Origin of the sequence: Formosa bonchosmolovskayae (assembly GCF_051016085.1) — a bacterium.
Taxonomy (GTDB): domain Bacteria; phylum Bacteroidota; class Bacteroidia; order Flavobacteriales; family Flavobacteriaceae; genus Formosa.
Window position 1 is genome coordinate 1903337 of the sequence record NZ_CP174605.1, and the last position, 14093, is coordinate 1917429.

13 protein-coding genes are annotated in these 14093 nt (G+C 33.9%); 6 read left to right on the forward strand and 7 right to left on the reverse strand.

Annotated elements, in window-relative coordinates; translation table 11 throughout:
* Nucleotides 1-84 precede the first annotated feature (84 nt).
* Both ACKC83_RS08030 and ACKC83_RS08035 read right to left on the reverse strand, forming a co-directional pair.
* Nucleotides 85-1272, reverse strand: a complete 1188-nt coding sequence (locus tag ACKC83_RS08030) for a pyridoxal phosphate-dependent aminotransferase (RefSeq protein WP_434037668.1) — start codon at nt 1270-1272, stop codon at nt 85-87.
* Nucleotides 1273-1285: 13 nt separating this feature from the next.
* Nucleotides 1286-2386 carry a fatty acid desaturase family protein gene (locus ACKC83_RS08035; RefSeq protein WP_414036210.1) on the reverse strand — a complete coding sequence of 367 codons (1101 nt, stop codon included), beginning with the start codon at nt 2384-2386 and terminating at the stop codon, nt 1286-1288.
* Nucleotides 2387-2523: 137 nt separating this feature from the next.
* Between ACKC83_RS08035 and rsmG the strand changes: the two genes are divergently transcribed.
* Nucleotides 2524-3153 (forward strand): 16S rRNA (guanine(527)-N(7))-methyltransferase RsmG, encoded by a 630-nt coding sequence (rsmG, locus tag ACKC83_RS08040; RefSeq protein WP_434037669.1) that lies wholly within the window; start codon nt 2524-2526, stop codon nt 3151-3153.
* Here rsmG and ACKC83_RS08045 read toward each other — a convergent pair whose 3' ends face one another.
* The 5 genes from ACKC83_RS08045 to ACKC83_RS08065 form a co-directional block, all read right to left on the reverse strand.
* Complete coding sequence (locus tag ACKC83_RS08045) at nt 3154-4269, reverse strand: lactonase family protein (RefSeq protein ID WP_434037670.1); 1116 nt, start codon at nt 4267-4269, stop codon at nt 3154-3156. It abuts the gene before it with no gap.
* A 142-nt stretch (nt 4270-4411) separates the two neighbouring features.
* Nucleotides 4412-5524: a lactonase family protein gene (locus tag ACKC83_RS08050; protein ID WP_434037671.1), complete on the reverse strand. Its 1113-nt coding sequence runs from the start codon at nt 5522-5524 to the stop codon at nt 4412-4414.
* 116 nt (nt 5525-5640) lie between these two features.
* The gene (pruA, locus tag ACKC83_RS08055) at nt 5641-7269 is read right to left on the reverse strand and encodes an L-glutamate gamma-semialdehyde dehydrogenase (RefSeq protein WP_434037672.1); all 1629 of its coding nucleotides are present in this window, start codon (nt 7267-7269) and stop codon (nt 5641-5643) included.
* A 167-nt stretch (nt 7270-7436) separates the two neighbouring features.
* A complete protein-coding gene (gene apaG / locus ACKC83_RS08060) occupies nt 7437-7823 on the reverse strand; it encodes a Co2+/Mg2+ efflux protein ApaG (RefSeq protein WP_414036205.1) in 387 nt (128 codons plus the stop codon).
* 98 nt (nt 7824-7921) lie between these two features.
* Nucleotides 7922-9151 (reverse strand): type IX secretion system plug protein domain-containing protein, encoded by a 1230-nt coding sequence (locus tag ACKC83_RS08065; RefSeq protein ID WP_434037673.1) that lies wholly within the window; start codon nt 9149-9151, stop codon nt 7922-7924.
* 221 nt (nt 9152-9372) lie between these two features.
* Here ACKC83_RS08065 and ACKC83_RS08070 point away from each other — a divergent pair, with 221 nt between their 5' ends.
* From ACKC83_RS08070 to nqrE, 5 genes are read left to right on the forward strand one after another with little or no spacing between them, the layout of a single operon-like run.
* On the forward strand, nt 9373-10728 hold the full coding sequence (locus ACKC83_RS08070) for a Na(+)-translocating NADH-quinone reductase subunit A (RefSeq protein ID WP_434037674.1): 1356 nt from the start codon (nt 9373-9375) through the stop codon (nt 10726-10728).
* 2 nt (nt 10729-10730) lie between these two features.
* Entirely contained in the window at nt 10731-11930 is a 1200-nt protein-coding gene (locus ACKC83_RS08075; protein ID WP_434037675.1) for an NADH:ubiquinone reductase (Na(+)-transporting) subunit B, read from the forward strand.
* Between the two features lie 2 nt (nt 11931-11932).
* Nucleotides 11933-12685, forward strand: coding sequence for a Na(+)-translocating NADH-quinone reductase subunit C (locus ACKC83_RS08080; protein WP_414036201.1), 753 nt, complete (start codon nt 11933-11935; stop codon nt 12683-12685).
* A 3-nt stretch (nt 12686-12688) separates the two neighbouring features.
* Nucleotides 12689-13336 (forward strand): NADH:ubiquinone reductase (Na(+)-transporting) subunit D, encoded by a 648-nt coding sequence (locus tag ACKC83_RS08085; protein ID WP_382384132.1) that lies wholly within the window; start codon nt 12689-12691, stop codon nt 13334-13336.
* 40 nt (nt 13337-13376) lie between these two features.
* Nucleotides 13377-14093, forward strand: a complete 717-nt coding sequence (gene nqrE, locus ACKC83_RS08090; protein ID WP_414036200.1) for an NADH:ubiquinone reductase (Na(+)-transporting) subunit E — start codon at nt 13377-13379, stop codon at nt 14091-14093.

Genomic DNA, 14093 nt, shown 5'->3' on the forward strand with positions numbered 1-14093 from the left:
AATAGACAAGTATGCGATTTGCTTAATAAACAAAAAAGCCACTATTCTAAAATAGTGGCTTTTCAGTTTTATAGTAATATAATATTAAGCAGTTACTGCTTCTTTAATACGCTTAAGCGCTTCAATAATGGTATCTTGAGATGCGGCATAAGAAATACGGATACAATCAGAGTTACCAAATGCTTCTCCTGTAACAGTTGCTACGTGAGCTTCTTCTAGTAAGTATAAAGAGAAGTCTGTAGCGTTGTTTATTGTTTTTCCTCTTAATGTTTTTCCGAAATAGAAAGATACGTTAGGGAATACATAAAAAGCACCTGTAGGGATGTTTGTTTTAAATCCTTCGATGTCGTTTAATAAACTTAAAATTAAATCACGTCTAATTTTAAATTCATCTACCATAAATTGAATACGCTCAGGAGATTCGTTTAGAGCAGTTACAGTAGCTTGTTGAGCGATACAGTTTGTTCCTGAAGTAATCTGTCCTTGCATTTTAGTACATGCTTTAGCTATCCAGTCTGGAGCACCAATGTATCCAATTCTCCAACCAGTCATAGCAAATGCTTTTGCTACACCATTAACTGTAATAGTACGGTCGAACATGCTTGGAATCGCAGCAAAACTAAAGTGTTTTACACCGTAGTTAATGTGCTCGTAAATTTCATCTGAAAGAATAAAAATATTTGGATATTTTTCTAAAACTTCAGCTAACGCACGGTATTCAGCTTCTGTGTAAATTGTTCCACTTGGGTTATTTGGCGAGTTAAAAAATACCATTTTAGTTTTAGGCGTAATTGCGGCTTCTAACTGTGCTGGTGTGATTTTAAAATCATCTTCGATGGTCGAAGGGATCTCTTTATAAGTCGCTTCGCATAAGGTTGCTATTGCTGAATAGCTTACCCAGTAAGGTGCTGGTAATAAAACTTCGTCACCTGGATTTAATAATACTTGTGCAACATTCGCAATAGATTGCTTTGCCCCTGTAGACACCACAATTTGTGATGGCGTATATGTTAAATCGTTATCACGTTTAAATTTTGTAATAACAGCATCCTTTAATTCGGCATATCCGTCTACTGGAGAGTAAGAATTATAGTTGTCGTTAATAGCTTGTATAGCCGCGTCTTTAATATAATCTGGAGTGTTAAAGTCAGGTTCCCCTAAGCTTAATCCGATTATATCAATGCCTTGTGATTTTAGTTCACGTGCTTTTGCTGCCATTGCTAAAGTAGCCGATGAAGGCAGACTTGTAATTCTGTCTGAAAGTGGGTTCATTTCTAATTAATAGTTAAGATTGTAAAGCTGGTTTAACGCCCATCTCACGTAAATATCTAAAGTGAGCAGCAATCGCTTTACGCGTAGTTTTATATTCGTTGTATGGTAAATTAAATTCTTTAGCGGTTTCCTTTACAATTTTTGAAATCTTTGTGTAGTGAACATGGCTAATATGAGGGAAAATATGGTGTTCTACTTGGTGATTTAAACCACCCGTATACCAATTAATAATTCTGCTTTTAGCACCAAAGTTAACCGTTGTATTTAATTGGTGAATAGCCCATGTGTTTTTCATAGTGCCATCTTCTTCAGGAAGTGGCATTTCGGCTTCTTCCATAACGTGAGCCAATTGAAAAACTACACTTAAAATTAAACCTGCGGTATAATGCATGATAAAGAAACCTAATAAGATTTTCCACCACGCTAAGTCTAATACAGCCATCGGGATTACAATCCAAATACTGACATATATAATTTTGGAAATGACTAATTTGCTCCAATTCGCAATTGGACTTGGGAATTTACCATACGATAACTTACGTTTCATATAGCTTCTCATTTGCTTAATATCTGTAGTAATAGCCCAGTTTATAGTTAATAAACCATATAATAATACCGAGTAATAGTGTTGGAATTTATGGTGCCATTTCCATTCAGAATGTCTGGAAAAACGTAATACACGTCCTGCTTCTAAATCTTCGTCATGCCCGTGAATATTGGTATAGGTGTGGTGTAATACATTATGTTGTACTTGCCAATTGTATACGTTACCAGCAAGAATGTAAATACTGCTTCCCATTAAACGGTTTACCCAGTCCTTGTTAGAAAAGGCGCCGTGGTTACCATCGTGCATCACATTCATTCCAACACCTGCCATTCCAATTCCCATAACAATAGTTAATAGAAATTGTGCCCACTGAGGAATATCTAAGGTTAATATTAAAAAATATGGTGCTAAAAAGATGGTAAACATTATTATGGTTTTAACCCATAACTTCCAGTTTCCTGTACGTTTAATATTATTTTCTTTAAAATATTCGTTTACACGTTTGTTCAGAGTTCTAAAGAACTTAGCTGGATCTTGACGTGAAAACGATAATACTTGATTGTTCATACACTAAATTATTTAACAACAACTAAATTAGGAGGTTGCTGTTTTGGGCAAAGATAATTAATAATGCGTCGCAACTTATTATTTAAATCATAAAAAAATGCCATTAAAAAGTATATTTTTGTCAAAAATTATATGAAATGGAGCTTATTTTAAAGTATTTCCCGGATTTAACAGACGATCAAATTTCTAAGTTTCAGAAACTAGAAAGCTTATATCAGGACTGGAATTTAAAGATTAATGTAGTATCTAGAAAAGATATAGACGAGTTGTATTTGCGACATGTTTTGCACTCTTTGGGTATTGCCAAGCTTATTTCATTTAAGGATGGCTCTAAATTAATGGACGTTGGAACGGGTGGTGGTTTTCCTGGAATTCCTCTAGCTATACTCTTTCCAGAGTGTTCGTTTCATTTAGTAGACAGTATTGCTAAAAAATTAAAAGTTGTTGCTGAGGTTGTTGAAGGTTTAGGATTAACCAACGTGAAAATTACACATAGTCGTGTAGAAGAAATAGACGATAAATACGATTTTATTGTAAGTCGTGCCGTTGCTGCCATGCCTACTTTTGTGCATTGGACTAAAGGTAAAATTGCTAAAACACAGCAAAACGAATTAAAAAACGGTATTATCTATCTTAAAGGTGGCGATTTAACCGAAGAACTTCAAGATTATAAGACCGTTTCTATTTATGATTTGACTGATTATTTCGAAGAGGATTTTTTCGATACCAAGAAAATCGTGCATCTTCCAATAAAGTATAAAGGTTAATTACTGAAATAGAATAAAAGAAGGGGTAGGCGATTTAATTTCATCTACAAAGGTTAATACACCTGTTTCTTTATTTCTTTTATATGACACTAAATTATCTGAATTGCGATTGGCAACAACTACAAATTTTTCGTCTGGAGATAATGAGAAATTTCGTGGTGTTTCACCTCTAGTTGATTCGTGGCCTACCAAGGTTAACGAGCCATTGTTAGGGTTTACTTTAAAAACCGCAATACTGTTATGTCCGCGATTAGAAGTGTATAAAAATAAGCCATCAGAAGAAATGTGTATATCTGCGCTAGTTGATGATGCTATGAAATCTGAAGGTAAAGTTTTCGTGCTTTCTTTTTTCTCATATTGTCCTGATTCTAATCTTTCAATTTTGGTTACCGTATTGTTTAATTCATTTAACACATAAATCCATTTGTTGTTTGGATGAAACGTTAGGTGTCTTGGTCCAGCACCTTCTTCCATAGCCAAGGTGTCCGGAGTACTAAGATTTAATGTGTTAGTATTTTTGTCTATGTTGTAAAACCATAAACTATTGGTACCTAAATCTACCGAAATTATGTCGTCGCTATTTGGAACACTGTAAACCGCGTGTGCATGCGGACCTTCTTGTCTAGATGTGGTTCCTTTTCCTGTATGCTGCTGTACACTTAATGTATCGCTTAAATGTCCATTTTGGTCTAGATGTAGGAGGCTAATATTGCCACTTCCATAATTTGCTGCTAAAACGTGGTTGTCTTTAGTTGTGGTTACAAAGCAAGGATTCATACCTCCAGACGGCATGATATTATTTAAGATTAAAGAGTCGCCTTCAATGGTGAAAGATGATATTGATCCCAGTTTTGGATCTAATTTATTCGCGGCGATTAGGTGTTTTTTATCTGCAGAAAAACTTAAAAATGAAGGGCTTTCTGCTAAGGTTTGTAATCCTATTTCTGAAAAAAATCCTTCGGAATTTAATGTGTATTTATAAATCCCTTTACTGTCTTTATTAGTATAAGATCCCACGTAAAACGAAATACCATCTGATTGTATTTCTGGAGTTGATTTCTTGGAATTACAACTTAAAATAAGGCTTAAACATAAAATTGAAAGAAACGTTTTCATAGATAATAGGTTTTGGTATAATACGAAGTATCTCTATTTTTTATTAGGAGATAAATCGAGTTATAAATTCTAAAATGACTTCAATGCATGTACCGTAAAATTAATTAAAATGTACTAAGCTAAAACATTGTTTTACTTATAATTATTCAAATAATACGCAAACAGGAGTTGGTGCGTTAATTTCGTCTACATATTGTAAAGCACCTGTTTTTTTATCTCTTTTAAAAGACACTAGATTGTCTGAAGTCTGATTAGCTACAACTATATAATCATTTGAAGGTGATAACGAAAAATTTCTAGGATCTTTTCCGTGGGTCGATTCATGTGCTATAAAAGTTAGAGTTCCGTTAGTTTTGTTCACTTTATAAATAGCAATACTATTATGTCCTCGATTGGAAGTGTATAGAAATAATCCATCATTTGACATATGAATATCTGCGCTAGTATTTTCTTTCTTATAATTTGAAGGTAATGTAGAGATACTTTCTTCTATGGTATATGCTCTATTAGATGATTTTTCAATGCGAGTGACTGTATTATCTAATTCATTTAACACGTAAATCCATTTAGAATTTGGATGAAATGCTAAATGTCTTGGTCCCGCACCTTCAGCCATATCTAAAACCAATGGTTCTATAGGTTGTAAGGTGTTAGATATAGTGTCGATTTTAGAAAACCATAATTGATTTGTTCCTAAATCTATCGAAATTATAGTATTACTGTTTGGTTCGAACCAAGCCGAATGGGCATGTGGAGATTCCTGTCTGCTAGTCGTTCCTTTTCCAGTGTGCTTTTGTGTAGCTAATAAGTCACTTAAAGAACCATCTTCTTTTATACTATGAAGTCCTACTGTGCCGCTTGAGTAGTTTGCCGTTATAATATAATCATCGGAATTGGTAGCCACATAACACGGATTTGTCCCGCCAGATGAGATTGTGTTTTTAAAAATTAAAGTATCATTTTCTATGGAAAAAGAGGTGATTGCTCCAGAGTTTTCAACATCTATTTCATTCGCAACAATAAGATTTTCTTTGTTAGAACTAAAAGTTATAAACGATGGATTTTCTGTAACGGCTTTTAAACCTAAGCTTTTAAATGTCCCATCGGAATTAAGCTCGTATTTATAAATACCTTTACTGTCCTTTGTAGTGTAAGTCCCAACATAAAATTGAGAACTGTCTGGTTTAGTTGCAGATTTATTTGTGTTGCAACTTGTAATAAAAATAAAGCTTAAAATAAATATAACGATTTTCATTTGGTATGAATTGTTTGTAAAACGAAGAAACAGTTTTTAATAGCAACTAACAAATAGGTCGTAAAAAAAGCCTGTCTAAAAGGTAGACAGGCTTTTCATAATTATACTCTAAATTACTATTCGCCTAAAAATGGGTAACGGTAATCTGTAGGTGTAACAAATGTTTCTTTAATCATTCGCGGAGAAATCCAACGTAATAAGTTTTGCGGACTTCCAGCTTTGTCGTTAGTTCCTGAAGCTCTAGCGCCTCCAAATGGTTGCATTCCAACAACAGCACCAGTAGGCTTGTCGTTAATATAGAAGTTTCCGGCAGCATTTTGTAATGCGGTAGTAGCCTCTATAACAGCATAGCGATCTTGTGCAAGAATGGCACCTGTTAAGGCGTATTCGCTAGTTTCATCTACTAATTTTAGAGTTTCGCTATAGGCATCATCTTCATATACGTATATAGTTATAACAGGGCCAAAAAGCTCTGTACTCATTGTAGTGTATTTAGGGTTTGTAGTTAAGATTACAGTAGGTTCTATAAAATATCCTTTGCTCTTATCGTAACCACCACCAACGATGATTTCAGCATCTTTGTCTGCTTTAGCTTGATCTATGTATTTTGCTAATTTATCGAAAGACCCTTCGTGAATAACGGCTGTTACAAAATTAGACATGTCTTCTGGAGATCCTTGTTTAAAAGAGTTTACATCTTCTACAACGTAACCTTTAACTTCTTCCCAAATGCTTTTTGCAATATATGCACGAGATGCAGCACTACATTTTTGGCCTTGGAATTCGAAAGCACCTCTTACTATAGCAGTAGCTACTTGTTTAGGTTTTGCAGTTTTATGCGCTACGATAAAGTCTTTTCCTCCAGTTTCTCCTACAATTCTAGGATACGTTTTATAGTTGTGAATGTTATTTCCTATTTTTTTCCAAAGTTCTTTAAATACATATGTAGAACCTGTAAAGTGTAAACCAGAGAAATCTGGACTAGACATAACAACATCGGTAATCATTTCTGCATCACCAAATACTACATTTATAACTCCAGCAGGGACACCAGCTTCTTCAAAAACATCCATAATTACTTTTGCAGAATATACTTGGCTGTCACTTGGTTTCCAAACCACAACATTTCCCATTAATGCCATACATGCAGGTAAATTTCCAGCAATGGCAGTAAAGTTAAACGGGGTTACGGCATAGGTGAAACCTTCTAATGGTCTGTATTCAATTTTATTCCAGGCATCACTAGTGCTTTCTGGTTGATCATGATAGATATCTGTCATGAACTGTACATTGAAACGTAAAAAATCTATTAATTCACAGGCCGAGTCAATTTCAGCTTGATGAATAGTTTTAGACTGCGCAATCATAGTTGCGGCATTAATTTTATCACGGTATGGGCCTTGGATAAGTTCGGCTGCTTTTAAGAAAATTCCAGCTCTGTGTTCCCATGGCATATCAGCCCACGCTTTTCTCGCTTCTAAAGCAGTAGAAATAGCTTCTTCTACGTGAGATTTTTCGGCTAAATGGTACTGACCAACAATATGTTTATGATCGTGTGGAGGAGACATAGTTCTGGTATTTCCAGTTTTTACATCTTTTCCGTTAATATATAAAGGTACATCAACTTTGCTATTAAAAAGTTCCTTGTAAGTCGCTAGAACAGATTCACGTTCTGGGCTTCCTGGAGCATAACTTCTTACAGGTTCGTTAATGGCAATTGGTGTATTGAAAAATCCTTTTCCCATAATAATTTGAGTTTTATATTGTGTTATGTTTTATCCAAATTTACAATTTTTTAATCGGAAAAGGGGTGGCATATTTTCCTAAAACAGCGTTAAATTTGGATATTTTTTATTTTTAAAACCTAATAATTGTGAGAATGATAAAATCGGATAAAACTTAAAACGACACCTTAGTTTATGGCAAACGGTGCGCTAAGCTTAAAACTAGGAATATAAACTTTGAAGTTTTTGGCGCTGTTTAAATTTATCATATTGTAAAATCCGTACATGGCTCCAAATGGAGACGTAAGCATGCAACCAGATCTGTAAGTGTGAGATTGTCCTGGTTTTAATACGGGTTTGTAGCCAATAACACCTTCTCCAGAAACTGTTTCTACACTATTTAAGGCATCGAGAATCGTCCAGTGTCTTGCGTTAAGCTGCACGGTATCTTTACTTTGATTTTCAATAGTAATTTCATATTGAAAAGCATACTGTATTTTATAATGTCTATAAAATGTTCCTTCGAACGATGTTTCTACCGAAATTTTTATACCTCTTGTTACCTGTTGAACCATATTCTTATTAGATAAAGCGTGAGTTTTCTAAAGTAAAAATACGAATTTAATTTGTATAACTAGAATTGTGCCTTATTCACGTGCCAATTTTAAGGTTGCTAATTGGAAATGTTAACCGAACTGGCTTCTCCAACGCCAATAATCTTATCGTATCTCCCGCCAAGATCACGGTAGTACACTATAACTTTGTAATCGTTTTCTGTTTGGTAAAAATTTCCGCTAATTTCTCCTTCGTCAATTTTACCAGAATCTTCTTGAGTGACAAATTTGTAATTGTAAAAACCTTGTTTTAACAGTATGGTGTTTTCGTATATCCCTTTGTCTGGATTATACGTCATTTTAGTACGTTCATTTAAGGTGTAATTATTAAAATTACCATATACATAAACAGATTTGTCAATAGGGAATTCGTCTGCTTTTAATGAAAAATGAACCCATGCGTAATCTGCTTCAATACTTGGGTCTGTCGAGTCGATGTTATTAATAACAAAGTTCCCATTTATGTCGGGATTGTAAGTATAAGGTAAGTTCTTGCGCACAATATTGGTGTACAGATACGTATTGTAAAGGTCTTGTAAGTCGACAAAATTGATACCACTATTAGCCACACGAATTTCTTTATTCTCGAAATATAAATATTCGTTACCTGCCCAAAAGGTAGTTTCCTTATTATATTTATAAATTAAATCCGATCCCATTGTGTACATGGGTTTAACATTATCTATGGCTGTATTTAAATTATTATTCTGAATTATTGTTGTTTTTACTGTTTGTAGCGGATTATTAAATTCGATAGTGTTTGAATTTATAATAATATCTACAGTGTGTTTTTCGTTGAAATATTTAACATCTCGCGATAGTTTTACAGTGACTCCAACATTTGCTCCGCCTTCATTAATCATAAATTTTCTAGAGAACATGAGTGCGTCACTTTCATCGAAAATTTTAATCATATAATTTCCAGATAACTTTAAACTTCGAACCTGATCATTCGGAATTGAAAGTACGTAATGGGAGTAAATTTGATAGGTGTTAAAAGAGTTTTCGTAATTAACGATACGTTGCTTGTCAAATCCGTCTATATATTCCGAACGCATTAAATTTGTTGAAGGTGTCCAGTCGTAATTAAAATGTTCTATAGTGTAATAATAATCGTCTTCGTTTCCGTTAAGAACGTCAAACTCCAGTTGTACGGGGTCTCCAAGGTTTATAATAGGAAGTACGCTAATATCGGTTTGACCTTTAAATGTAATGGTGCCAATATAATCTGGAGGAGCAGTTTCGTATTCGACTTGAGAGAATCCTAAATTATAAATTAGAGAAATCAAAAGAAACAAGCTTACTTTTCTGTGCATTATTATGAATTTATTGAAGTAAATATACATAAAATTAGAGTCTTAAATATTTCAATTATTTAGAATAATTATAAATAAACAAGATATATGGTATTTCATATGGTTTTACCTTTTTATTCTTAAATTTGCGAGGATTTTTCAAACGATAATGTGTTGAAATCAGTATAACTATTATTAATAAATAGATTTATAATATGTCAAACGACATTAAAATTACAAAAGGTCTAGACATTAAACTTAAAGGTGAAGCCGAAAAGGCTTTAGAGAGTGCTGTTATAAGCAATTCTTATACCTTAAGGCCTGAAGACTTTCATGGTGTTATTCCGAAATTAGTTGCTAGAGTTGGAGATAAAGTAAAAGCAGGAGGTCCTGTTTTTTACGATAAAGCCAACGAAACGGTTCAGTTTGTTTCTCCTGTTTCTGGAGAAGTTGTTGATGTTTTACGTGGTGAAAAACGTAAAATCTTAGCAATTAAAATTCAAGCAGACAAGACGCAAACTTACCAGGAAAACGAAAAAATAAATGTAAATTCTGCAACTGCCGAAGCTATAAGTTTATACTTACAGCAGGCTGGGTGTTGGCCGTTTATTAAACAACGTCCATACGATGTTATTGCAAATCCTACAAAACAGCCAAAAGCTATTTTTGTTTCGGGTTACGATAGCGCACCTTTAGCAGCAGATTTAGATTTTGTTTTACAGGGTAAAGAAGCCGAATTACAGGCGGCTATTACTGCTCTAGGAAAGTTAACTTCGGGAGCGGTGCATGTGTCTGTTGAAAATGGATCAAATTCTCCTCTTGCAGGTTTATCTGGTGTTTCTGTTCATAAATTATCTGGGCCACATCCTGTTGGAAATGTGGGGACTCAAATTAATAAAATTGATCCGGTAAATAAGGGTGAAGTGGTTTGGACTATCAATGCACAAGATCTTGTTATTATTGGAGAATTGTTATTAACAGGTAAATTTAATGCAGAGCGTATTGTAGCTTTGGTTGGATCTGCGGTTAAAAAACCTAGATATTTTAAAACAAAGATAGCTAGCGAAATTTCTACAATTATTTACGATAATGGTATCGAACAAAACGGAAATAATCGTATTATTTCTGGTAATGTATTGTCAGGAAAACAAGTAAAACCAGATGGAAATTTAGATTACTATAGTAATTTAATTACTGTAATTCCAGAAGGAGATGATTACGAGTTTTTTGGATGGAACAAGCCAGTATTTAATAAGATTTCTCAATCTAGAGCCTTAACATTCTCTTGGTTAAGTCCGAATAAAAAATACGATTTAAATACAAATACTAACGGAGAACATAGAGCTTTTGTACTTACAGGTAATTTTGAGAAGGTTTTTCCTTTAGATATTTTTCCTTTGCAAATTCTTAAGTCTTGTATGTATTCAGATTTAGATGAAATGGAAGCTCTTGGTATGTACGAAGTTGCTCCAGAAGATTTTGCGTTAACAGAATTCGTTTGTGTATCTAAACAACCACATCAAGAAATTATTCGAAAAGGTTTAGATGTAATGATTAAAGAAATAGGATAATCATGGGTTTAAAAAGTAATTTACATAATTTAAAAGAGAAGTATAAAGGTACCAAGATGGCGCCAGCGTTTAATGCTTTGCATACGTTTTTATACTTACCAAATGAGACAACCCATAATGGTACTCATATAAAAGTAGCCGACGATTTAAAGCGTACTATGAATACAGTAATCATGGCCATGATTCCATGTTTAATATTCGGTATGTTTAACGCAGGTTACCAACATTTCTTAGCTTCTGGTGCTCCTGTAGAGTTTTTGTCATGGGATGCATTTTACATTGGTTTAATAAAAGTTTTACCATTAGTAGTGGTGTCTTACGGTGTTGGTTTAGGTATAGAATTTATATTCGCAACCATTAACAATCACGAAGTAGAAGAAGGATACTTAGTAACAGGTATGTTAGTGCCTTTAATTGTGCCTATAGATATTCCGTTATGGATGCTAGCTGTAGCCGTGGTTTTTGGTGTTGTAATTGGTAAAGAAGTGTTTGGAGGAACAGGGATGAATATCCTTAACCCTGCATTAACAATACGTGCATTTTTATTCTTCGCATATCCAACTTGGATGTCTGGAGATAAAGTTTGGGTTCACGGTGCTGTAGAACGTACAAAAGAAATAGCGTCTGGTGCAAATGTCGATGCCATTTCTGGAGAAACCATTCTAGGTAGCTTAGCTCAGGGACACGAAATACATCATTCTATTGCAGATATGTTCTTTGGATTTATTCCAGGTTCGGTAGGAGAAACATCTACATTCTTAATCCTTTTAGGAGGATTGTTTTTAATCTTTACAAAGATTGGAAGCTGGAGAATTATGTTGTCTGCTGTAATGGGTGCACTTGTTATGGGATTAATTTTTAATGGTGTTGTATCATCAGGATGGATTACTGAAACGAGTAAATTCTACACCTTAATGAGTACCGAATTTTGGCATCACTTAATTATTGGTGGATTTGCTTTTGGAGTTGTATTTATGGCAACAGATCCAGTAACTGCATCTCAAACTAATAAAGGAAAATGGATTTACGGGTTCTTAATCGGATTCTTATCAATTATGATTAGAGTTTTTAACCCAGCATATCCAGAAGGTGTAATGCTTGCAATATTATTAATGAATGTGTTTGCTCCAACTATCGATCATTACATCATTCAAGGTAATGTAAAGAAAAGAATGAAACGTTTAAAAGTAAAAACGGCTTAACAATGGAAAATAGAACAGATAAAAATTCATACACTATTATATTTGCTATAGTGATGGTATTTGTTGTAGGTGCTTTATTAGCCTTTACAGCATCTTCACTAAAGCCGAGAATTGCTGAGAACCAACGTATCGAAAAGCAACAAAATATTTTGTATGCTATGGGTGTAAATGATAATACAGATGGAAGTGCAGTTTTTGTTTCGACAGAAGATGCGCCAGATTTATTTGAAAAATATATCACTAAGCAAATTGTAATTCAAGATGGTGAAACTTCAGAAGATCCTGAAGCTTACTTAATGGATATTAAAAAGGAAAAAGCAACGTCTAGAGACGATGTATCTAAAAGACGTTTACCTATGTTTATTGGAGAAAAGGATGGAGATACTTTCTACGTTATTCCAATTTATGGTAAAGGTTTATGGGATGCTATTTGGGGATATGTTTCTGTAGATAAAGACATGGTAGTTCAAGGTGCATATTTTGACCATAAAGGAGAAACTCCTGGTTTAGGTGCTAACATTAAAGAACGTTTCTTTATGGACGACTTTATCGGGGAGCATTTATTAGATGACGCTGGTAACTTTAAAGGTATCACAGTATCTAAAAGTAATGCTGATCCAAAAAACGAAGATAAAACAGATAATGAGGTTGATGCTATTGCAGGTGCTACTATTACAGGTGATGGTGTTACAGCAATGATAAAAAGTGATTTAAAACTTTACAAGCCTTATTTCGATAACTTAAAAAATAATTAATTTATGGCACTTTTATCAAAAAAAGACACAAAATTAATCACCGATCCGTTAGCGGATAATAACCCGATTACCATTCAGGTATTAGGTATATGTTCTGCTTTAGCAATTACTGCGCAATTAAAAGCATCTATTGTAATGGCAGTTTCGGTAATGGCTGTGCTAGGAATAGGGAATGTTGTAATCTCTTTAATGAGAAACATTATTCCTTCAAAAATTAGAATTATTGTGCAGTTAGTCGTTGTAGCTGCCTTAGTAATTATAGTAGACCAGGTTTTAAAAGCATTCTCATACGAGTTAAGTAAAACCCTTTCTGTATTCGTTGGTTTAATTATTACCAACTGTATTATTATGGGACGTTTTGAAGCTTTTGCTTTAGCTAACGGACCATGGAGATCGTTCTTGGACGGTATTGGTAACGCTGCTGGTTACGGTTTAATACTTATTATCGTAGGATTTTTTAGAGAGTTATTAGGTTCTGGTACGTTATTAGGATTTAAAGTATTAGGAGATCCAATCGAAAAAACAGGTTTATACGCTATAGGTTACGAAAACAACGGATTTATGTTGTTATCTCCAATGGCCTTAATTGTTGTTGGAATTATCATATGGGTACAACGTAGTAGAAATAAATCATTAGTAGAAGATCATTAATCAGTATAGGTTTTTAACTTAACTGAAATCTTATAAGAATATGGAACATATAGAATTATTTTTCAAATCAATATTTATAGATAACATGGTATTTGCAACATTCTTAGGAATGTGTTCTTACTTAGCTGTATCTAAAAAAGTAAGTACAGCTGTAGGTTTAGGTGCCGCGGTTATATTTGTACTTGCTATTACTGTGCCTTTAAACTGGTTATTAGATCAGTATATTCTTCAGCCTGGAGCATTAAAATGGTTAGGAGCAGAATATGCAGATTACGATTTAAGTTTCTTATCATTTATTCTATTCATTGCTACTATTGCAACAATGGTTCAATTGGTTGAAATAATTGTAGAGAAATTCTCTCCATCATTATATAATTCATTAGGTATTTTCTTACCGCTTATTGCTGTAAACTGTGCCATTTTAGGAGGGTCGTTATTTATGCAATCTCGTGAAATTCCTACCTTAGGATTAGCTACTACATACGGAGTTGGTTCTGGGATTGGATGGTTTTTAGCGATTTTAGCAATTGCTGCTATTCGTGAAAAAATTAGATATTCTAATGTACCACCAGCATTAAGAGGATTAGGAATTACGTTTATTATTACTGGATTAATGGCCATCGGATTTATGAGTTTTGGTGGAATGTTAACTGGAGGTGATGAAGGAGGTCTTAAAGAAGGTGACCCTGTAAAAGTTGGAGTTTCTGCACCAGTCAGCGAAAAAGAAATAGCGAATAATACAAAAGAAATCAACTAA

Coding starts and splice junctions, on each gene's coding strand:
- ACKC83_RS08075 (WP_434037675.1), top strand. CDS start 10,731: ATGGGTTTAAAAAGTAATTTACATAATTTAAAAGAGAAGTATAAAGGT.
- ACKC83_RS08030 (WP_434037668.1), bottom strand. CDS start 1,272: ATGAACCCACTTTCAGACAGAATTACAAGTCTGCCTTCATCGGCTACT.
- ACKC83_RS08080 (WP_414036201.1), top strand. CDS start 11,933: ATGGAAAATAGAACAGATAAAAATTCATACACTATTATATTTGCTATA.
- rsmG (WP_434037669.1), top strand. CDS start 2,524: ATGGAGCTTATTTTAAAGTATTTCCCGGATTTAACAGACGATCAAATT.
- ACKC83_RS08070 (WP_434037674.1), top strand. CDS start 9,373: ATGTCAAACGACATTAAAATTACAAAAGGTCTAGACATTAAACTTAAA.
- apaG (WP_414036205.1), bottom strand. CDS start 7,823: ATGGTTCAACAGGTAACAAGAGGTATAAAAATTTCGGTAGAAACATCG.
- pruA (WP_434037672.1), bottom strand. CDS start 7,269: ATGGGAAAAGGATTTTTCAATACACCAATTGCCATTAACGAACCTGTA.
- ACKC83_RS08045 (WP_434037670.1), bottom strand. CDS start 4,269: ATGAAAACGTTTCTTTCAATTTTATGTTTAAGCCTTATTTTAAGTTGT.
- nqrE (WP_414036200.1), top strand. CDS start 13,377: ATGGAACATATAGAATTATTTTTCAAATCAATATTTATAGATAACATG.
- ACKC83_RS08050 (WP_434037671.1), bottom strand. CDS start 5,524: ATGAAAATCGTTATATTTATTTTAAGCTTTATTTTTATTACAAGTTGC.
- ACKC83_RS08035 (WP_414036210.1), bottom strand. CDS start 2,386: ATGAACAATCAAGTATTATCGTTTTCACGTCAAGATCCAGCTAAGTTC.
- ACKC83_RS08085 (WP_382384132.1), top strand. CDS start 12,689: ATGGCACTTTTATCAAAAAAAGACACAAAATTAATCACCGATCCGTTA.